Here is a 19951-nt window from a genome sequence, read left to right on the forward strand (position 1 = left end):
GTGACAGGCTCTTAGCATTACTGCTGAGGAGTTTCTACGCCAGATTGACTATCTGTCGCACCTTCTTCGAAAATTGGTTTTACATTTTTATCTTTGACTTCCACTTTTGCTTTATCAAGCTCTTTTTGAATCTTCTTGTTCGCTTCTGCTTGATCTACTTTTGAACGTTTGATTTGCTGCTCAAGTTCGGGTTTCTTTTTCTCAAACGATTCTACTTTCTTTTTATCGATTAGTTTAATGATATGGTAGCCGTACTCTGTTTTGATTGGTTTACTTACTTCACCTTTTTTCAGCTTGTAAGCCGCTTCTTCAAATTCTTTAACCATTTGGCCTTCACCGAAGTAGCCTAAATCGCCGCCGTTAGCTGCAGACTGCTGATCCGTTGAATATTCTTTTGCTAGACTAGCAAAGTCCTCGCCTTTTTTGATTTTCGCTTCTACTTCGTTTGCTGTTTTTTCGTCTTTTACTAAAATATGACTTGCGCGAATTTGAGGTTTTTGAGCTTTATATTCATCATAAGCTTTTTTCAGTTCTTTGTCCGATACCTTAATGCCTGCCGTAGCAGCTTTTTCACGGAGGATATCTACTTTTAGCATATCTTTGACTTCTTTTTCGCCTTTTTGCTTAATAACTGAATCCACCTGATCACCGTATTGTTCTCTTAGAATGTTCAGCTGCTGATCAAGCTCTTTATCCGTTACTTTATATTTTTTACTCAATACTTTTTCTTCGGTAACGCTTCGTACGAGTGTATTAAATTGGTCTTGTCCGATTGTATCTTTCATTTGCTTATACAAATCACCTTGAGTGATATTGCCTGCTTTTGTTTCTACAATTACTTTTGAAGAATCGTTTGCATTTGAAGCATCATTTCCCCCACTGCATGCTGATAAAGCAACGAGGCTGGCTGCCGTTGTTAGTGCAACTAAGCTTTTTTTCATACGTAAACACTCCTACTCATCATTTTTACTTATGTAGCTTGACTCAAGATTTACTATATCACATTTCCTGATGTTAGCAAATGAAGTTAAAACCACGTAAATTTACATTTATTTTCCACTAAGCATGGAGTGATTATACGCTTATGATGGCTTTTTTATAAAGCGTTTTCAAAATGGTGGACAAACTCACAGAGTAATCTCCAAACGAGAAGCAAGAGAAATAAATTATGGAGTTTGGGCTAAAAGCCTAGACGTTTTTTGAGCTGATGCATAAGATGCAGTATTAGTAAACAAAGGGGGTGCTCAAATGAGCGGATGCGGATATGGAGGCGGTTTTGCACTATTAGTTGTACTGTTTATCTTATTAGTCATTGTTGGTTGTGCATGTTACCACTAGGAAACAGATGAATATAAAAGGAAAGGGGCGATAGATATGGGTTCTTACGGATGCGGATACGGCAGTGGATTTGCTCTATTAGTCGTATTATTCATCTTATTAGTTATCATCGGCGCTAGCTGTTTTTGCTAAGCCTATAAAAAAGCGGTGAGACATCTCACCGTTTTTTATGTAAATGATACTTCAATATAAGATGAAACTAATAAAATGGTAATTAATACATTAATCGTACGAAAAACTTTAGGCTGTTTTTCAGCTGGAATTTCTTTTTGAATACACAATGTATTTGTTAGTGCATTGATGTAGAATAAAATGAATAGTGCAAATACAATAAAGAATATGTACATAAAAATCCCCCTAACAAAATCAGTGTGACGAAGACAAAAAGTCTTATAGTCATTTATATAGTACAGCTTTGTATGAATTTACAAATATCTATATTAACATTACCAAAAAAGCGGTAAAATAGATAGTTATATATACAGTTGAACAAAGAATTTCAAAAGGTATTTACACAGAAATGCGGTTTTTATTTTATAAAGGGTAGTTAAGAAGTTGAGAAATAGGTTTTAAACGAAATAGCAAAGTGAATGGATAAGAAATGAGTAACAATCAGCCATTGTGCAAAAGGATTGTTAAAAAGGACAGAGGGATTTATATTAATATATGCAGTGAGTACATAATCAGTATATGAAAATCTTTATACGGTGCTACTCAAACAGGAAATGTAATTGACGAAGAAAGAATTATTTGGAAGAACATGAATGAATCATGTACAATATGGAGTAGAGATATATGAACGTTGAAGGAGTAGGGGAAGCGGATGGAAACTTTAGAATCTCGAGTATCACGTTTAGAATATTACATAAAACTGTTATCTGGGACATCTGAACAAGAAGCTAAACCATTTATTGATTTAGTGGTAAGAAATCAGCTTACAAAGAAGGAAGTAGAGGAAATTTTAATTCTGTGTGAAGATACAAAAAACGAATATATTGAGCAAAAAGCGGAAGGCCTAACAGACTTTGTTCCGCTTCTTACACAATTTGTTGGTATGCTGAATTATAAATTAACTCCCAGAGAGACGGTCGAATCGCTTCGTTATCAACCTTCTTATCAAGATGTGATGAATGAATTTTTTGAAATTATTCAATGGATAAGGGACTAACCATTAAGAGTTTGAAATAGTCTCCTGGTGGTTCTCTTTATCTTTCTTGACAAGCTTGCCATCTTCTTCAGTGAATTCTTCTTCGATATGATGGAAAGATCGCTCGAAGATATCCATAAAATCTTCACCGTAAATTTTGCGGATGACGGTCATTAGTTCCATAAACTCAGGGAATTTGCCGTACAAGTCGCGCAACGGAAGTGCGCCACTGAATACTGAATTATTAGAAGGTTCGTAATGTTCCATTAAATCCAGTAAAATGGCCTCGCCTTTATCTGTCAGCTGAATGTACGTATTTCGCTTGTCGCTTTCTTTTTTAGAAAACTCAAGTAAACCTCGTTCTTCTAGTTTTTTGGAGAAGTTAAATGCAGTAGAAACATGCATAACTCCAAACTTGGCAATTTCGGAAATGGAAGCCCCGTTTAAATGATATGAAATCCACAAAATATGATGCTCGTTAATATTAAGGTCATAAGGCTTAATCCATTGCTGCCAATCCTTCTCTACGGTTTTCCAAAGGGCTTTACTTAATTGGGCAATACGTTGGCTAAATAGAAGTGCTTCTTTCAAACTGTAATCCTGATCACTAGTCTTTTTCATCTTCTCCCACCTACTTAGTCTCTTTTTTTATTTATCTTCTATTATGCCAATAAAATAAAAAATTATAAAGATGTAAATTTACAAAATTTTAAAAAATTAAAAAAGAAGGCGCTTTAACCTTCTTTTTTGTCAATTTTTTCATTGGGATTTTTAGTTGTCTGTACATGTTCCTCTAGGTTTGACAAAGAATTTTGGATTTCTTTCAAATGATGCTGAATGGATTCCTTATGAGGGACAATTTCTTCTTTAAACTGACCAAGGGTAGTAGAAAGGTCACTTGCGATATTTTTCACTATAGTATTTCCTTCTCTGGCGGTCATTTGTACTTGTTGAGAAACAGCTTTTATTTTTGTTGAGAGCTCTTGTTGTGAAGCGTTAACTCGGTCTTTTCGAGAACTGACACGCTGTTTAAGTTCTCGTCCTGAATATGGAGTAATAAGAAGCGTTGTAATAGCGGCTACGGTGCTTCCGATTGCTGCTCCAGCTGCTAGTTTTTTCATTCTACTCATTATTTATTTCCTCCTATGTAGTAAAGTAATTGCTAACACTTCCTTCTGACATAATCATAAAAAAATAGCATAGATTTATACAAAAGAAGGAGGTTATCAACATGGGATAGCTTTATTCATTCTTTTGATGATTAGCCTGAGTTTTTTTCTCGCTGCTTTTAAATGGTTTAGCCTTACGACTAGAACGGCATCATATCCACCTAAACACGTACTTAAACAAAAGTCTCTTACATGTGCGACAGTGGCTTTTGCGAGTTTTTTATTGGCGCTTATACTTTATTATGTAACCTAGGATGGGGAACTTAAACCTTTATTACATAGTAAGTCTTCATACCTATTGTATGAGCTGCAAATGAAATTTAAGTGAAAAGCATCCTGTATCATTTCTTTTTAAACAACAAGTTAAGAGCCGGACTTTAGGTTGTCTCTAAAAGATCAGCAACATACTATAAATGAACCGTTTTATCTAAAGGTCCGCCACGCTTTGGCGGGCCTTAGCTTTTGGTGTAAAAAAAGAGCCTGATTCTTAACTAAATCAGGCTCTTGACGTTACGATAATTTTGCTTTGATGCTTGTGCGTTTTAGAACGGATTGAACAATTGGATAAATAACGACCATAACGATTGTATTCACTACTGTTGCAGGTAACACAACCGCAGCAACAAGCGCCATGACGCTGTTTCCGCCCGGTAAGCCGACGATTAGCGCGGCAGCAGACAAGAATACGGTTCCTGATACGAGCGTGCCAACAGCTGTTAAAGCAGCGGCAACTGGTGTTTTCATGCCTATTGCTTTTTTCACAAGCATAAATAATGCAAAGAAAACAAATGCTGTAATTGGTTTATCAATCAAGTTTGCAATTTGTCCGCCAGGAAAGCTTGTTGTTAAAGCAGAAATAACTGCTGTGGTTAAGCTAACCAATGCAACATTTTTTACGCTAGGAAACAACAGGATTGCTAAAAACATCATTGTTAACATCATATCTGGCTTCATTCCAAATAAAATAGGAGGTACCACCGTGTGGAGAACCGCTCCAATTCCGACTAATAACGCTAAAGAAACTAAAACTTTTGTATTCATTTCTCATCTCTCCTCTTCTAAGCTAAGCTCGAAATATACCAATAGTGCGTCTATGCCCATTGCATATATTTACATACTGATTATAACATATTTATGTGAAAAAAGAATCAGCTAATTCTGCCAATTACGCGTTTGCCTGCGCAAATTCATCCATAAAGACGGCAAGAGCTTCACACGCTTCAAGCGGCACAGCATTGTAAATAGAAGCGCGGCATCCGCCGATTGAACGGTGTCCAGCTAATCCTACAAAGCCTTTTTCTTTTGCTTGCTGTAAAAACTCAGCCGTTAGCTCATCGTTTGGTAAAGTAAACGTGACATTCATAATTGAACGGCTTTCCTCTGTAGCGTGAGGAGTATAGAAACCGTTTGAACGTTCCATGCTTGCGTAGAGTAACTTAGCTTTTTTATGATTTTGAGCTTCAATGGCTTTAACGCCCCCTTGTTCTTTAATCCAATCTAAAACAAGTGAAAGCATATAAATACCAAACGTTGGAGGAGTGTTGTAAAGAGAATTGCTCTTTACGTGAGTCTCATAGTTCAGCATTGTTGGTAAACCTTCAGGGATACGTTTAAGCAATTCTTTCTTCAAAATGACAACTGTTACACCAGATGGTCCGAGGTTTTTCTGAGCACCAGCATAAATGAGTGAGAACTTAGATACATCAATTTGACGGCAAAGAATGTCGCTTGACATGTCAGCAATTAAGTCTACTCCTTCAATAGAAGGGTAGTCAGCCCATTGTGTACCAAAAATGGTATTATTGGACGTGATATGCAAGTACCCAATCTCTTCTTTTGGAAGCTTTACATCATCTAAAGCTGGAATAGAGCTGTAGTTCTCTTCTTTAGTAGAAGCAACAACTGCTGTTTTTCCAAGTTTCTTTGCTTCTTTTAACGCTTTTTCTGACCATGATCCCGTTAGCACATATGCCCCCACTTGATCAGGAGCTAAAAAGTTCATTGGAATCATAGAGAATTGCAGGCTTGCTCCGCCCTGCAGGAATAAAATTTCATGTGTATCTGGAATATTAAGCAATTCCGTTAGTGTTTCTTTAGCATGTGTTAATACATCTTCAAACTCTTTGCTGCGATGTGATAATTCCATCACAGACATACCTGTATTTTTGAAGTTAACTAGCTCCTCTTGAGCAAGTTGTAAGACAGGTAGGGGAAGCGCAGATGGACCTGCATTAAAATTATAAGCTCTGTTTAACGTAATCACATTAATTCCTCCTCAAATTAGTTCGAACACTCATCATACAAAATGGCTAATGACTGATGTCAGAAAGAATATCATTATACTATCATGAAAACCATTGGTTGTGGAGGTAACTTTTCAAAAATTTAAATTAATCTGTAAAGAGAAAATAATAGAAAAAAGATAAATAAAAAGTATACGTAAACATGTTTTGGCAAACATGTAAATGAAATGTTTATATGCTATACTGATGGAAGAAATAATGTGGAGGAACAGAATGAGAGTATTAAAATATGCAATATTAGGGCTCTTAAATCAGGAGGAGCTCAGCGGGTATGACATTACCAGACTTTTTAAAGAAGAGGTTGGTAATTTTTGGAGCGCTAAACACAGCCAGATTTATCCCGAGCTAAAGCGATTAACAGAAGAGGGATTTATTCGCTATGAAACGGTGATTCAAGGCAAAAAATTAGAAAAAAAGATGTATTCGATAACGGAAGAAGGAAGAGTCGAGCTAAGCAAGTGGCTCACTACGATTGATCCTATTCCTGAAACAACTAAAGATGAATTTATGTTAAAAGCTTATTTTGCTTCATCCATGTCAATAGAAGAGTTAAAGCAACAAATAGATAACCAATTATCAAGCAGGAAAATGAAGCTGACTTTTTTAAAGAAACGAATGGATGATCTTTTAGAAGAAGTTAATCACCACATTACCGTTTCTTCTCCTCAATTTGGTCATTACTTGGTGCTATCTCGCGCTCAAGACCGGGAGACAAGCTATATCAATTGGCTTGAACGTACGCTGAATTTAATTGAAAAAGAACAATAAGAAAAGGTGAGCAGATCATGAGTTGGTGCATAAAATCATTTCAAGAGCTGACAAACGATGAGCTTTATGAAATTCTACAGCTTCGCACCTCTATTTTTGTTGTGGAACAGAAGTGTGCTTACTTAGAAGTAGATGGAAAAGACAAATTTGCTTATCATTTGTTCAAAAAAGAAGATGAGAAAATTATCGCATACCTTAGAGTTTTACCAAAAGGAATTAGCTATAAGGAAGCTTCTCTTGGACGTATTATTGTAAAACAAGCACAGCGCGGTACAGGTCTCGGAAGAGAACTAGTAGCAAGAGGAATTGCTTTTCTAGAGAATGAATTGCACGAGAAGACAATTAAAATTCAAGCTCAAAGCAGACTTCAAACATTTTATGGATCGTTTGGTTTTAGACCTATTTCCGATATTTATTCAGATGAAGGACTCCCACACGTCGATATGCTAAAGACACCTTAGAAACTTCACCATTTGTGTGAAGTTTTTCTATTTTTAAAACGGGTAAGGTGAAAGAAACGTGTAGGGTTTAGTGGCATGCAGATAGAATCGATATGACTACTACTAAATTAGTAATTTATGAATAAGATAGATAGTGAATTTGTTTCTTTTTACTTATTCTTTGATTTTCAGTAAGTGATATATTGAAGAAAGTAATAATATTGTATATAATGATTTTTGTAACAAAAATGTAACAATTACGTAATATTCTTAATATTTATTGAGAAAGAAATTTGTTGTACATATTGCTTGGAGGCATTTTTATGAGTGCAAAAGAAAAGAAAAATAGGTATATATATAGTTTGGACGGACTTCGGGCCTTTGCTGTCATGGCTGTGATTGCTTATCACTTAGGCTTTGGATGGGCGTCTGGAGGATTTTTAGGAGTTGACGTTTTCTTTGTATTATCTGGGTATTTAATTACCTCAATTTTACTGGTGCAATCTTGGGAAAATCCTTTAAAGAATTTGAAGCATTTTTGGATTAGCCGTACGAGAAGACTTCTTCCAGCTGTGTATGTGATGGTCGTATTAACTGCAGCGTGGGTTATTTTATTTAACCGACCATTGTTAACAACGCTACGAGGCGATGCATTATCGTCTATTTTTTATATGAGTAACTGGTGGTTTATTTTTCATAAAGTTTCATATTTTGATAGTTTTGGATCACCGTCACCATTAAAGAACTTATGGTCACTTGCTATTGAAGAGCAGTTTTATATTGTATGGCCACTTGTTTTATTGTTGGGTTTGAAATTTATTAAAAAGAGAGGAATTCTTTCTCTATTTATTTTAGCTGGAGTAATGGCCTCAGCCATTCTGATGTCTTTTTTATATGAGCCAGGAGGAGATCCTAGCCGCATTTATTATGGAACCGATACTCGGCTGTTTGCCCTTTTAATCGGTTGTTTACTTGCATTTGTCTGGCCGATGTATCGTTTATCATCAAAAAATCTTCCAGCTGTGGGCAAGCAAGTATTAAACGCAGTAAGTATGGTAAGCTTCTTTGTATTTATTCTCTGCGTATGGAGCGTTGATGAGTATACGCATGCATCTTTTCTTTATCAAGGTGGCATGCTGCTGATTTGTTTAAACGCTGCTGTGCTGGTTGCAACGATTAGTCACCCTAGTAGCTTTTTAGGAAAAGCTTTGTCGTTTAAACCGCTTCGCTGGCTTGGTACTAGATCATACGGTATCTATTTGTGGCATTATCCGGTTATTGTTCTTACAACACCTGTAGCCGAGATTGGCCGCCCGGTCTATTGGCATGCGCTGTTACAAGTAGGAATTACATTTATCATTGCTGAACTTTCGTACCGTTACATCGAGGTGCCTATTCGCACACGCGGTTTTCGCTATTATTTCCGGCATTACCATCCGAGAGAGCTTTTTAAATGGCGTAATCTCTCTCGTTCGAGACAAGCGGTTTTGGGCAGTCTCATTTTCTTTTTGGCGTTGTTTACAGCGGATATGACAAGCTTTGCTATTAGTACGCAGCAAAAGGATGAGACCGAAGCAAAACAAACAGAGGTTAAAATTCAAACGAATCATAAAGAAAATGCTTCAACTTCTGTCAAAGACAAGAACAAAGCGGAGGATGAAAAAACAAAGAACGCGGAAAAGAACTCCGCAGAAGAAAAATCTGATGCAAAAGAAGAACAGCAGCCGAATTCTTACAGAGATGTTCTTGCGATTGGAGATTCGGTCATGCTGGATATTGCTCCTAATCTTAAAGAGATGCCGCTTAGTATTACGATTGACGGAAAAGTAGGAAGGCAGCTCAATGAAGCACTGCAGCTAACTCCTAGTTATCAAGCATTTAATAATCCGAACAGCGCAGTGATTATTGAGTTAGGAACGAACGGTTATTTTACCAATGAAGAACTTGAACAACTGTTAAAAGCTTTTTCACAAGCGGACGTTTACTTAGTGAATACGCGCGTTCCTCGTTCCTGGGAAAGCACCGTGAACAAGAACTTGAAAGCTGCTTCTGAAAAGTTTGATCACGTCACGCTTGTAGATTGGTACTCTGAGGCTTCTAAGCACCCTGAATACTTTACATCAGATGGTGTCCACTTGGTACCTGAAGGATCAAGAGCATTAACAAAATTGATTGAAGAGCGTATGAATTTAGAAGTTAAGGCAGAAAATGGTCCATAATGAGCGAGAGACGTATTGAGTTTTATATCATAAACTGATTAATAGATAAAACAAAAAAAGCTTACATGTGTAAGCTTTTTTTGTTTCAAGAAAGGCGAGAAGAAATATTGCCAGCGATTTCTTGAAGTTTTTCAGGCGTGTATTCGCTTGTATGCTCTTTCCATACAGCACCGAATCCATCGCCTTCCCCGTAGCGTGGAATAATGTGCATATGATAATGAAACACGGATTGACCAGCTTTTTCACCATTATTATTCAAGATGTTTAAGCCGATTGGGCTGTATGTTTCTTTAATTGCATTTGCGATTTGAGGAACCACTTCAAATAAATTGCGCGCAATTTCCGGTGTTAGTTCGTGAATGTCTTTTTTATGTACTTTTGGAATCACCAGCGTATGACCTTTTGTTACTTGACTAATGTCTAAAAAAGCTAATACATGTTCGTTTTCAAATACTTTTGCACCTGGAATTTCACCGCGAATAATTTTGCAAAAAATACAGTTTTCATCATGTGTGCTCATTATGTTCACCTTCCGTTACTAATATAAATGTATGGGTATACATGTACGTTTATTTTACCACAAAGTAGAAATGCAATCAGCAGGCAAGAAATAGCCACTCATATTTTATACACAAAAACGGGATGCAAACGATTATGCATCCCGTCATGTGAAGAAGGAAAAAACAGCTTTTAATGCAGCATATGATCTTTAAGGAACACCTCATTTACGTAATTACATTGCCTAATGAAACAGTAACTTGAAAAAGTATATTCTCTTTAACAAACACCTCATTTAAGCATTGAGCTAAAAAAATATACAATGTGAACGAAATCGTTCTTGGTCTTTGACAAACACCTCATTTACACAGTAATAAATGAACATTATTGTCTACCCATTATATATATTCTTACTACGTTCATGACTACCATCCCCTTATGAATCAAACATACATCGATTTACAATAAGGTTTTCTGAAATATGCCTGCTGTAGACACTTCATCCCAAATGTAAGAAGCTTTGTAATGATTAGTTGTAATCAATAACTTGTTTTCCTTCCTCCCTATATAGAATGTCCCGATATTTCGATTATATTCTGGAAAAATTAACCGAAAAGAATTGAAAACGATGTGAGGACGAAAAAGATTTGGTACAATAGAGCAAATAGCGCTTGCGCTTGTAGACAAAAAAGAACAAATAAAAGGAGATCGTGATGGGTTCTTTATTGCAAATTAACAATATTACAGGGGGATATACGAAAACTCCCGTCTTAAAAAATGTATCGTTTGATGTAAATGCAGGTGAATTAGTTGGGTTAATCGGCTTAAACGGAGCCGGAAAAAGTACAACGATTAAACATATCATTGGATTAATGGAAGCAAAAAAAGGAAGTGTATCCATTAATAATAAAACCTTTCAACAAGACCCAACAGGCTATCGAAGTCAGTTTACGTTTATTCCAGAAACTCCTGTGCTCTACGATGAATTAACATTAAAAGAACATTTGGATATGACAGCTATGGCTTATGGACTTGAGCCTCAAGCATATGAAGCACGTCTGCAGCCGCTTTTAAAAGAATTTCGTTTAGACCGGAAGTTAAAATGGTTTCCCGCGCATTTTTCAAAAGGGATGAAGCAGAAGGTTATGATTATGTGCGCTTTTTTGGTTCAGCCGTCTCTTTATATTATTGATGAACCTTTTTTAGGTTTAGACCCGCTTGGTATTCAATCTTTACTTGATTTGATGACGGATATGAAAAAGCAAGGTGCAGGCATTTTAATGTCCACACACATTTTGGCGACCGCGGAGCGCTACTGTGATAAATTTGTTATTTTACATAATGGAGAAGTAAGAGCGCAAGGAACGCTTAAAGATCTTCAAGAAGAATTTCAGATGCGCAATGCTACTCTTGATGAAATTTATATTGAATTAACAAAGGAAGAAGGCTATGAGTAAGATTGACGCATTATGGAAGCAACGATTTCAGCAGTATTTAGTGGATGTAAGAAGATATACAAAATATATCTTAAATGACCATATTAAATTAGTGTTAATTTTTGCGATTGGCGGTTTAGCCTACTATTATCAACAGTGGTTGAGTACATTAACACCTGCGTTTCCTTCGGCTGTAGTGATTGCGATCCTTATGGGATTGATTTTAACAATGGGCCAAATTCAAACGTTTTTAAAACGACCTGATTTAGTCTTTTTGCTTCCTTTGGAGACGAAGCTGCAGCCTTATTTCAAAAAATCTTTTTGGTTTACCTTTACGATTCAGCTTTATATTTTATTATTTGCAACGGGTGCAGCAGCGCCTCTTCACGTAAAAGTAATGCATGATTCTTACTCAAATATTTTTGTGTTTTTTCTGCTATTACTCATTCTGAAAGTTGTAAACTTAGGCATGTCTTGGTGGGCCGTATGGTTTGAAGAAAAGTGGGCGAAGTGGACAGATTATATCGTCAGGTTTTTCTTAAACGCAGTTTTTACTTATTTCTTATTTTCGCATGCATACGTATTTTTTACAGGAATTGTAGCGGTAATTATGATTGCGCTAGCCGTTTATTATCGCTCTCTTACAAAAAGGAAGCCGATTAAATGGGAAAAGCTAATTGACTTAGAAGAAAAGCGCATGGGCTATTTTTATCGATTAGCTAATTTATTTACGGATGTTCCACAAGTCAAAGAACGAATCAAACGCCGTAGATATTTAGATTGGCTAGTAACACGTATTCCATTTCGTCAAAATGCCACTTACCATTACTTGTACACCAGAACATTTTTGCGATCAGGAGATTATTTAAGCTTGCTCGTTCGCTTAACTGTCATTGGCGGATTTTTAATTGTAGCTGCGCCGTTTCAATACGGCAATATAGTGGTTGTTTTATTTGTTGTATACATGACGGGTTTTCAATTACTCCCGCTTTGGAAGCAGCACAAGCAAATTTTATGGCTTTCTCTTTATCCAGTCGAAGCTAAAGAACGAAAAAGGGCATTTTTGGACGTATGGAAAAAAGCGCTGTATGTACAAATTCTTGTGCTCGCCATAGTGGTGGCTTTTTCTAATATAGTTGCTGCACTGCTTTCCTTGGCAGCAGGTGCTATATTTATTCACTTATTTGTAAATGCATATGTAAATAAAAAATTAACGTAAAAAAAGCTCCGAATGGAGCTTTTTTTACGTTTTTAGACTACTTTTGAGACAAAGATAATATCCGAAAGCGATAGACGTTCATCGCTACTTTTGTGAGATGATCAAGAAGCTGATAATTCGCATACGCACCTACAACAGCTCCAATTCCCGGCATCAGCTGAAACATTTTCACAACATCAATGTAATCGCGATATTCTTGTTGAAAAGCTTTCCAATCAAGCTCAAGAAGTTCCTCTTTCTTTTCCTCCCAGCTTTCTACTACTTCGAGCAGCTTCGTTCTATGGTCGTCGCTGCAAAAGGCAAGATGAAAAATATACAGCATATAAATGCGTTCTTCTTTTTCTTTTACATCAAAACCATACGTCGCGGCAATGTCAAATAAGCACTTCATTTTTATGGAAAGAAGAAGTGGGAAATCTGCTGCGCCTAAAAGGAGACCACCTGCACCAGTACCAGCTCCTTCTACAGCAGCTGTTTTTTTGTACTTAGGTATGAGCTCCAAAATTCTTTTCTCTTTTTCTTCAAACGAAAGACCGCTGACATCTCTTTTTTTAGTCGTGAAATCGGACCCAACAAGCGTGGTTTCAACCATTTTTTTTATACTTTCAGTTATAATTCTATGGACTTTAGCAGGGATTTTTTCATTTAGTTTAAGCTGTAAGGATTTTGCGGTACGCTGAAATTTAGAAGGTCGTTTCAACATGCTAAATTTCCAATGTTCAGCTTCTCGTAACACTTTTTCTTCATACGTATTCAAAAAAGTCACCTCTTTTCAGTCGATATAAATACTACGTTTTAAGTGAGAAAAAGTTTCCTAAAATAAAACAGCAAGCAATCGTCTGTTTATCTGTACGAATGCTTGCTGAATGATTAATTCGCTTTTATTGCGTTTTTAGAATGAGCTTGTTCTCTTAAATACTCAACAGCAGCCGTACCAAGCGTTTTCGCTGCGATAAGCATTGCTTTTTCGTTAAAATCAAATTTAGGATGATGATGAGGATAAGGAGCATCTACACCTTCTGGCTGAGCTCCTGTAAAGAAGAACGTTCCTTTAATATGCTGCAAATAATAAGAGAAATCTTCTCCAGTCATGTGAGGCTCCGTTTCTTCGACTGTATGAACTTCATCGATTTGAGAAGCAGCAGAAGCAAGAAAGGCCGTTTCTTCCGGGTGGTTTACGACGGAAGGATAGCCGCGCGTATAACTCAGCTCATAAGAAGCATCAGCCGTTAAGCATGTACCTTGGACAATTCGTTCGATTTCTTTTTCGACATCATTTCGTACATCTTCATTAAATGTTCGTACCGTTCCAATTAGTCGAGCAGAATCAGCGATAATATTAAATGCATTTTCCGCTACAAAAGAACCTATGCTTACAACCGCTGAATCAATTGGATTTACACGTCTGCTTACAATTTGCTGTAAATTAACAACAAGCTGAGAGGCGATGACGATTGAGTCTTTTGTTTTGTGGGGCTGTGCACCGTGTCCGCCTGCTCCTTTGATCGTAATTTCAAAGCGATCAGCAGCAGCCATAATAGGGCCCGTTCGATATTGAACCACACCAGTGGGAGTTAATGACCATAAATGCGTTCCGAATATCGCGTCTACACCGTCTAAGCATCCGTCTTCAATCATGGACTTGGCGCCTCCGGGAGCATACTCTTCGGCGTGCTGATGAATGAAGACGATTTTACCGGGGAGAGAATCTCTTATTTCAAAAAGCGCTTTAGCAAGGACTAAAAGAGTAGCCGTATGACCATCGTGGCCACATGCATGCATCACGCCCGGAACAGTTGATTGATAGGGTACATCTTTTTCATCTTGAATAGGAAGGGCATCAAAGTCGGCTCTCAAAGCTACAGTAGGACCAGGTTTTCCTCCTTGAATGCTTGCTACAATGCCGTTTCCTCCTACATTTGCTCGGTAAGAAATACCGATCTTGTCATAAAAAGACCGAATGTAGGCAGCAGTTTGAAATTCTTTAAAAGACGGTTCTGGATACTGATGCAGATATCGGCGAATTTGAACCATTTCATCAAATTTTTCTTCAAGTAAAGTATGTAGCTTGGAGTTCACATAACCATATCCTTTCTGTGTAAGTTGAATAAAGTTTTGAATTTTTTGACATTTTAATCATTATATCATTATCTATAAAAAAGAAAAGAATGTAAGCGTTGTTATTGAAAAAAAGTAATTGAATCATGAAATATTTTATATACATAATAGATACATAAGATGAGAAATAGGGACAAAGAATGAGTTTTTTACCAATTTTCTCGTGAGATAATAGGAGGTAACGATATGGTAGATTCACAAACTGTATCTCTGTACAAAAAATTGATGTGGGCGTTTGGGATTGCGGGTCTCGTTTTTTTAGGAGTGTTGTTTGCTGTGTCGACAGATTCTTTTCAAGGAGACCGCTGGCTTGTTTCAGCTATAGATGACAGCACTATTCTTCAGTCAGCGTCATCTGTTTTTCACGGCCTGTCTTTTTTAGCTTCAAAAGTGATGATTATGGTTCTTTTAGCTGTACTTATTGTTTTTTTATTTTTAAAAAAAGACTATATTGGCATGATATCCTCATTTTTACTTATTTTAAGCGGCGATATTATTAATAAAGCAGTTAAAGATGCGGTAGAACGAGCCCGTCCTCTTGAAGGCATCGAAGGCTACAGTTTTCCAAGCGGCCATGCAATGATGGGAATTCTTATCTACGGTCTGATTTTCTTTTTTCTGATCAAGCATATAAACAATCAAAAGGTGGCCAAGTGGTATCAGCGGGCAATTACTTTAATTGTTTTGTTAATCGGCGTGAGCCGTATTCTGTTAAGAGAACACTTTTTAACAGATGTATTAGCTGGCTACAGCTTAGGGCTTATGTGGCTAATTGTAGGCATTTTCTTCTATACGCTTGTTTATGCGTATGTAAGGCCGTCAGCGGAAAAAGAGTTTCCAAAAGGTATGTAACAAATATATACATATGACCCCCTTCATCAAAAGAAGGGGGCTTTTGTTTAAACTAGGAACATTGCGACAATCGTTGTAACAACTAATCCAATCGCTACAGGTTTTAAATTGCGTCTAGCGAGTTCAAACGGACTGACTCCACAAATCGCAGCAGCTGGAATGAGCGCCCATGGAATCAACGTTCCCCCTCCAACCCAAATCGCAGCAATTTGCCCCAAAGCAGTTAGCGTGGCAGCGCCCGATCCTAAAGCAGATGCAAATAAATGAGAGACAGAGCCTACGAGTGAAATACCTGAAAAGCCTGAACCGTCTAACCCTGTAATAGCTCCTAGCGCAGTTATCGTCACAGTAGCGACCTGTGCAGTTAACGGTACAGTCGAAGCAAGCGCAACGCCTAGGTCATTGACAAGTCCATGTGATCCTTTCGGAAGAAAGTCACCAATGATTGTTTTGAATCCAGCATCTCCTAAATAGAAAAAAGCGGCAATCGGAATAACGGGACCGAATACTTTAAACCCAAACTGCAAGCCTTCAATCAAGTAGGAAGTTGTTTGTTCGAGACCTTTTCCTTTGTGAGCAATAAGCGACACCACTACTAAAATAAATAGAGCTGTACCTCCAACGAGAGCAGTGGCATCTCCTCCCTGTAAATGAAGGGCGAACATTGCCCATACGTCTATAGCAAAGAAAAGAGGAACTATAATGGCTAAAGCCCGGCGTAATGAAGGAGAAAGAGGTGTGGATTGGTTAGAAGAGCTGCTTGTTAAAATTGTCGGTTGCGCCTGAATTTTATTGTGCTTCATATCTTGTTTTAGAAAGTAAAAAGCAGAGAGTGTGGTAACGACTCCCATCACAATGACAAGAGGGACACTTGCTTGAACAACCTCGTGAACCGGAAGACCTGCTGCGTCAGCGGTTATCTTAGGGGCAGCTTGAATAACAAAGTCTCCTGAAAGCGCAACGCCGTGGCCGAATAAATTCATCGCTACAGCTACGCCTATAGCTGGAAGCCCTACGCGGATGGCAACTGGTAAAAGCACGGCTCCAAGTAAAGCAACGGCTGGAGAAGGCCAGAAAAAATAGGAGATGGTCATCATAACTAATCCAATAACCCAATAGGCAAGAGTAGGTGTTTTAATGAGGCGAGCAAAAGGTGAAATCATCGATTCATTTATTCCTGTAGCCATTAAGACTTTACTCATGGATACAATAATTGAAATAATTAAAATGGTAGGAAGCAGTTCTGTAATGGCATAAATGAAGCTGGAAAAAACAGCGCTGACGGAGTGGCTTAACGAAGAGGTAGCCGTTAAGGAAAGCAAAAAAATCCCGAGTATACAAAGGATACTCGTATCTCGCCGCATAATCATAAAGCCGATAATGAAGGCGATAAAAAGGACATACATCCAATGAAGAGCTCCAAGCTCTATGCCCATAAAAATTCCTCCCAATAGGTGATGTAGTATACAATATGACGTTTGTGCCTATTGTGATACTCGCCTACTAGGAGGATGTTTACTTATTTAACTACGTGGTATGAGGTGACATAAGAAGGGCGAGAGAAAATCGATGGCTGCTGATCCACGCCTTCTGACGTACCGCGTTTTTTGTGTGCTTCATTATAGGCTTTTGAAGACTGCCAATCGCTAAATGAACTTTCATCTTTCCATCCTGTAAAGATAATGTATGTGTCATTTTGCAGTGGACGAAGCACACGAATAGCTGAAAAGCCTGCTTCATTTTCAATTAAACGAGCGCGTTGGCTAAATCGCTGTTCAAACAAAGGACGGCCTTCATCTGTAACTGAAATATTATTTAGTACAGCAAATCCGCTATCTGCAAGATCTCCAGAAGCATCTAATACTTCATAAGCATGTCCTTCTTTAAAAATTGTATCTCCATCTGTTTCGTGGACTAGTGCAAATTGATCGTCATCTTTGTGAAGCAGTAATAAACGTTCACTCGGATGTTCGTCGATCAACTTTTGAAGGTAAGGGCCTGTTCCGTAAGTAATAAAGATCTTCATGGATTATACTTCCTTTCTAATTGGGAATTGCATACAATTTACAATTGTAAATCATACTAAAATTATAAAATTTTACACACAAAAATTCAAAAATTGTGAACTTCTAATGAAGATGGTAAAGTAAAACATTGATGAAGTTGTTTTCCATATTATCAAAAGTTTAGCGGAAGAAAAGGGGTGGCACGATGTACAAAAAAGGCTTATACGCAATTGCTGCCTTAGTTGGAATTTTTCTATTAGGATTGATTGGATATATTATCATCTTGTTTCTTGGAAACTATGTAATTGATGAGAAAAAAATCGTCATGGACTCGGCTACGAGATTAGTCGATGAAAATGGAGACGAATTAACAAAGCTCTATGTGAAAAATCGGGACTTGGTTTCAATTGACAAGATTCCAAAGCATGTGCAACAAGCATTTATTTCAATTGAAGATGTTCGTTTTTATGAACACCACGGAATCGATTTTAAATCTATTGGCCGAGCATTATACCGAGATATATTGGCTGGAGGAAGTGTTGAAGGAGGAAGTACTTTAACACAGCAGCTGGCTAAAAATGTGTTTTTATCGAATGATAAAACGCTGCTTAGAAAAACAAAAGAAGTAGTGGTGGCTATTAACTTGGAGCAGCGTTACAGTAAGCAAAAACTGCTTGAAATGTATTTGAATCAAATATACTTTGGACACGGAGCCTATGGAATCCAAGCTGCATCCAAGCTTTACTTCAATAAAGATGTCTCCGAATTAACGGTAGAAGAAGGTGCACTTCTCGCTGCACTGCCAAAAGCACCGAATTCCTATTCTCCTATTTTACATCCAGAAAAAAGTATAGAACGTAGAAATGTTGTGTTAAATGCCATGCAAAAAGCAGGTTATTTATCAGCTGAAAAAAATGTCCGTTTGCAAGGAAGAACGCTGGGGTTGAACATAAAGGAGCAGGCTAAAAATCCAGCGTATTTAACCTATATCGATATGGTTATCCAAGAAGCAGAGAAGAAATACAGCATTTCGGGCAATGAGCTTCTGCGCGGAGGTTATACGGTCAAAGTACCGATGAATATAAAAGTACAAGAAGCCGCCTACGAGCTGATGAAAGAAAATCGTTATTTTCCAGGTACAGATAACAGTGCCCAAGGTGCTTTTGTATTAGTCGATAACAAAAGCGGAGGAGTTTTATCTGTTATGGGAGGACGAGATTATGTACAAAAATCGCTCAACCGCGTAAATGTCAAAAGACAGCCAGGTTCTACGATGAAACCTATTGCGGTATATGGCCCTGCGTTAGAAGAAGGTCAATTCAAGCCTTATTCGTTGCTGCAAGACAAGCTTAGAAGCTACGGGGGATACACACCTAAAAACGTAGACGGGCAATATGCTAAAAAGGTAACGATGTACGATGCCCTAAAAGATTCTAAAAACGCAGCTGCCGTCTGGACATTGAATCAGCTAGGAGTTGAAACAAGCAAGCAGTATCTCACAAAGCTAGGAATTCCGTTAGAAGATAAAGGGCTTGCGATTGCTCTTGGAGGATTAAAAGAAGGAATTACACCGCTTCAATTAGCAGGAGCGTACCGGGCATTTGCTGAAAATGGAGAAAACATCCAACCGTACTTTATTCAAGAGATAAAAGATCAAGATGGAAAAGTGATTGCAAAAGCTGTTCCCGACACTCACAAAGCATTTTCAAAACAGACGGCTTGGTATGTGACAAAAATGCTTCAAGGAGTTGTTAAAGAAGGAACGGCAAAAAATGGAGAGTTTAAAGGAGAGTTAGCAGGAAAAACAGGGTCTACTTCGTATACGAATGTTAAAGGAGCCACAAGAGATGCTTGGTTTGTTGGATATACCCCAGATGTTGTAGGAAGCGTGTGGATGGGATATGATTCTACAAATGACCAGCACTATTTAACAAAGGGAAGTTCTTATCCAACTCTATTATTTAAAGACATTCTAACAAGAGCTGGTTACGACGAAGCTGCATTTCAAAAGCCAGCAGGCGTTAAAGATCTGCCAAAACCAATACGTTTAGAGCAAGTTAAAGACTTAAAACAAGAATTAACATTCCATCCATTTGGTTTGCTAACGGTAAGTTTATCGTGGACACCTTCACCTGATAAAAGAGCTGTTTATTATGTTTATGAGAAAAAAGGGGATAAAGCCGAATTGATTGGCAAAGTGAAGGGAAAAGGAGCATTTGAAAAAGAGCGTGTGAATCTGCTCGACAGTCCTACTTATTATGTAGTTCCTTACAATTCCCAAACACAACAAAAAGGAAAAAAATCCAACGAAGTAACACCTGCTCTTTTTCAATAAAAAAAGGAAGAGTAGGGCGATTTTTTGACATTTTTAGCAGGTGGCTATACAAGTCGTAAAGAAATGGGTATAGTGACAAGTAGAGAATATAACGTGAAACTTT

General features: G+C 37.6%; 21 protein-coding genes. 10 read left to right on the forward strand and 11 right to left on the reverse strand.

What is annotated here, in order from left to right; translation table 11 throughout:
• Nucleotides 1-17: 17 nt before the first annotated feature.
• The gene (locus tag CEQ83_RS02920) at nucleotides 18-941 is read right to left on the reverse strand and encodes a peptidylprolyl isomerase (RefSeq protein WP_098112848.1); all 924 of its coding nucleotides are present in this window, start codon (nucleotides 939-941) and stop codon (nucleotides 18-20) included.
• 307 nt (nucleotides 942-1248) lie between these two features.
• On the opposite strand from CEQ83_RS02920, the gene CEQ83_RS02925 reads away from it, so the two are divergent.
• Together CEQ83_RS02925 and CEQ83_RS02930 are read left to right on the forward strand one after the other, a co-directional pair.
• Entirely contained in the window at nucleotides 1249-1338 is a 90-nt protein-coding gene (locus CEQ83_RS02925) for a YjcZ family sporulation protein (RefSeq protein ID WP_074682953.1), read from the forward strand.
• A gap of 36 nt (nucleotides 1339-1374) precedes the next feature.
• The gene (locus tag CEQ83_RS02930) at nucleotides 1375-1470 is read left to right on the forward strand and encodes a YjcZ family sporulation protein (RefSeq protein WP_016762974.1); all 96 of its coding nucleotides are present in this window, start codon (nucleotides 1375-1377) and stop codon (nucleotides 1468-1470) included.
• Between the two features lie 35 nt (nucleotides 1471-1505).
• On the opposite strand, the gene CEQ83_RS02935 is transcribed toward CEQ83_RS02930, so the two are convergent.
• Nucleotides 1506-1685, reverse strand: a complete 180-nt coding sequence (locus CEQ83_RS02935) for a hypothetical protein (RefSeq protein ID WP_013055312.1) — start codon at nucleotides 1683-1685, stop codon at nucleotides 1506-1508.
• Between the two features lie 476 nt (nucleotides 1686-2161).
• Between CEQ83_RS02935 and CEQ83_RS02940 the strand changes: the two genes are divergently transcribed.
• A complete protein-coding gene (locus CEQ83_RS02940) occupies nucleotides 2162-2506 on the forward strand; it encodes a DUF1878 family protein (protein ID WP_013081673.1) in 345 nt (114 codons plus the stop codon).
• Between the two features lie 3 nt (nucleotides 2507-2509).
• On the opposite strand, the gene CEQ83_RS02945 is transcribed toward CEQ83_RS02940, so the two are convergent.
• The 4 genes from CEQ83_RS02945 to serC all read right to left on the reverse strand — a co-directional run bounded on the left by CEQ83_RS02945 (nucleotide 2510) and on the right by serC (nucleotide 5917).
• Nucleotides 2510-3106, reverse strand: coding sequence for an HTH-type transcriptional regulator Hpr (locus CEQ83_RS02945; RefSeq protein WP_014461677.1), 597 nt, complete (start codon nucleotides 3104-3106; stop codon nucleotides 2510-2512).
• Between the two features lie 113 nt (nucleotides 3107-3219).
• Entirely contained in the window at nucleotides 3220-3615 is a 396-nt protein-coding gene (locus CEQ83_RS02950; RefSeq protein ID WP_028412556.1) for a YtxH domain-containing protein, read from the reverse strand.
• A gap of 549 nt (nucleotides 3616-4164) precedes the next feature.
• Entirely contained in the window at nucleotides 4165-4695 is a 531-nt protein-coding gene (locus CEQ83_RS02955) for a tryptophan transporter (RefSeq protein ID WP_028412555.1), read from the reverse strand.
• A 124-nt stretch (nucleotides 4696-4819) separates the two neighbouring features.
• The gene (gene serC / locus CEQ83_RS02960; protein ID WP_098112849.1) at nucleotides 4820-5917 is read right to left on the reverse strand and encodes a 3-phosphoserine/phosphohydroxythreonine transaminase; all 1098 of its coding nucleotides are present in this window, start codon (nucleotides 5915-5917) and stop codon (nucleotides 4820-4822) included.
• Nucleotides 5918-6170: 253 nt separating this feature from the next.
• Between serC and CEQ83_RS02965 the strand changes: the two genes are divergently transcribed.
• The 3 genes from CEQ83_RS02965 to CEQ83_RS02975 all read left to right on the forward strand — a co-directional run bounded on the left by CEQ83_RS02965 (nucleotide 6171) and on the right by CEQ83_RS02975 (nucleotide 9384).
• Nucleotides 6171-6725 carry a PadR family transcriptional regulator gene (locus CEQ83_RS02965; RefSeq protein WP_028412553.1) on the forward strand — a complete coding sequence of 185 codons (555 nt, stop codon included), beginning with the start codon at nucleotides 6171-6173 and terminating at the stop codon, nucleotides 6723-6725.
• Between the two features lie 17 nt (nucleotides 6726-6742).
• Nucleotides 6743-7186, forward strand: coding sequence for a GNAT family N-acetyltransferase (locus tag CEQ83_RS02970; protein WP_098112850.1), 444 nt, complete (start codon nucleotides 6743-6745; stop codon nucleotides 7184-7186).
• Between the two features lie 302 nt (nucleotides 7187-7488).
• Entirely contained in the window at nucleotides 7489-9384 is a 1896-nt protein-coding gene (locus CEQ83_RS02975) for an acyltransferase family protein (RefSeq protein ID WP_098112851.1), read from the forward strand.
• An 85-nt stretch (nucleotides 9385-9469) separates the two neighbouring features.
• On the opposite strand, the gene CEQ83_RS02980 is transcribed toward CEQ83_RS02975, so the two are convergent.
• Entirely contained in the window at nucleotides 9470-9904 is a 435-nt protein-coding gene (locus CEQ83_RS02980; RefSeq protein ID WP_014461670.1) for an HIT family protein, read from the reverse strand.
• 691 nt (nucleotides 9905-10595) lie between these two features.
• Here CEQ83_RS02980 and CEQ83_RS02985 point away from each other — a divergent pair.
• Both CEQ83_RS02985 and CEQ83_RS02990 read left to right on the forward strand, forming a co-directional pair.
• Entirely contained in the window at nucleotides 10596-11339 is a 744-nt protein-coding gene (locus CEQ83_RS02985) for an ABC transporter ATP-binding protein (protein ID WP_098112852.1), read from the forward strand.
• Nucleotides 11332-12537 (forward strand): ABC transporter permease, encoded by a 1206-nt coding sequence (locus CEQ83_RS02990; protein WP_047751679.1) that lies wholly within the window; start codon nucleotides 11332-11334, stop codon nucleotides 12535-12537. The genes CEQ83_RS02985 and CEQ83_RS02990 overlap by 8 nt, the downstream gene beginning before the upstream one ends.
• Nucleotides 12538-12574: 37 nt before the next feature.
• Here the strand turns inward: CEQ83_RS02990 and CEQ83_RS02995 are convergent, their stop codons facing one another.
• Complete coding sequence (locus CEQ83_RS02995) at nucleotides 12575-13294, reverse strand: EcsC family protein (RefSeq protein WP_098112853.1); 720 nt, start codon at nucleotides 13292-13294, stop codon at nucleotides 12575-12577.
• Nucleotides 13295-13407: 113 nt separating this feature from the next.
• On the reverse strand, nucleotides 13408-14616 hold the full coding sequence (locus CEQ83_RS03000; protein ID WP_028412548.1) for a M20 family metallopeptidase: 1209 nt from the start codon (nucleotides 14614-14616) through the stop codon (nucleotides 13408-13410).
• Nucleotides 14617-14841: 225 nt separating this feature from the next.
• Between CEQ83_RS03000 and CEQ83_RS03005 the strand changes: the two genes are divergently transcribed.
• The gene (locus CEQ83_RS03005) at nucleotides 14842-15507 is read left to right on the forward strand and encodes a phosphatase PAP2 family protein (protein ID WP_028412547.1); all 666 of its coding nucleotides are present in this window, start codon (nucleotides 14842-14844) and stop codon (nucleotides 15505-15507) included.
• A 47-nt stretch (nucleotides 15508-15554) separates the two neighbouring features.
• Here the strand turns inward: CEQ83_RS03005 and CEQ83_RS03010 are convergent, their stop codons facing one another.
• Entirely contained in the window at nucleotides 15555-16943 is a 1389-nt protein-coding gene (locus CEQ83_RS03010) for a hypothetical protein (RefSeq protein WP_047751678.1), read from the reverse strand.
• Nucleotides 16944-17026: 83 nt separating this feature from the next.
• Nucleotides 17027-17533, reverse strand: coding sequence for an antibiotic biosynthesis monooxygenase family protein (locus tag CEQ83_RS03015; protein ID WP_013055327.1), 507 nt, complete (start codon nucleotides 17531-17533; stop codon nucleotides 17027-17029).
• 185 nt (nucleotides 17534-17718) lie between these two features.
• On the opposite strand from CEQ83_RS03015, the gene CEQ83_RS03020 reads away from it, so the two are divergent.
• Nucleotides 17719-19848: a transglycosylase domain-containing protein gene (locus CEQ83_RS03020; protein ID WP_098112855.1), complete on the forward strand. Its 2130-nt coding sequence runs from the start codon at nucleotides 17719-17721 to the stop codon at nucleotides 19846-19848.
• Nucleotides 19849-19951 lie beyond the last annotated feature (103 nt).

Origin of the sequence: Priestia megaterium (assembly GCF_009497655.1) — a bacterium.
GTDB classification, from domain to species: Bacteria; Bacillota; Bacilli; order Bacillales; family Bacillaceae_H; genus Priestia; species Priestia zanthoxyli.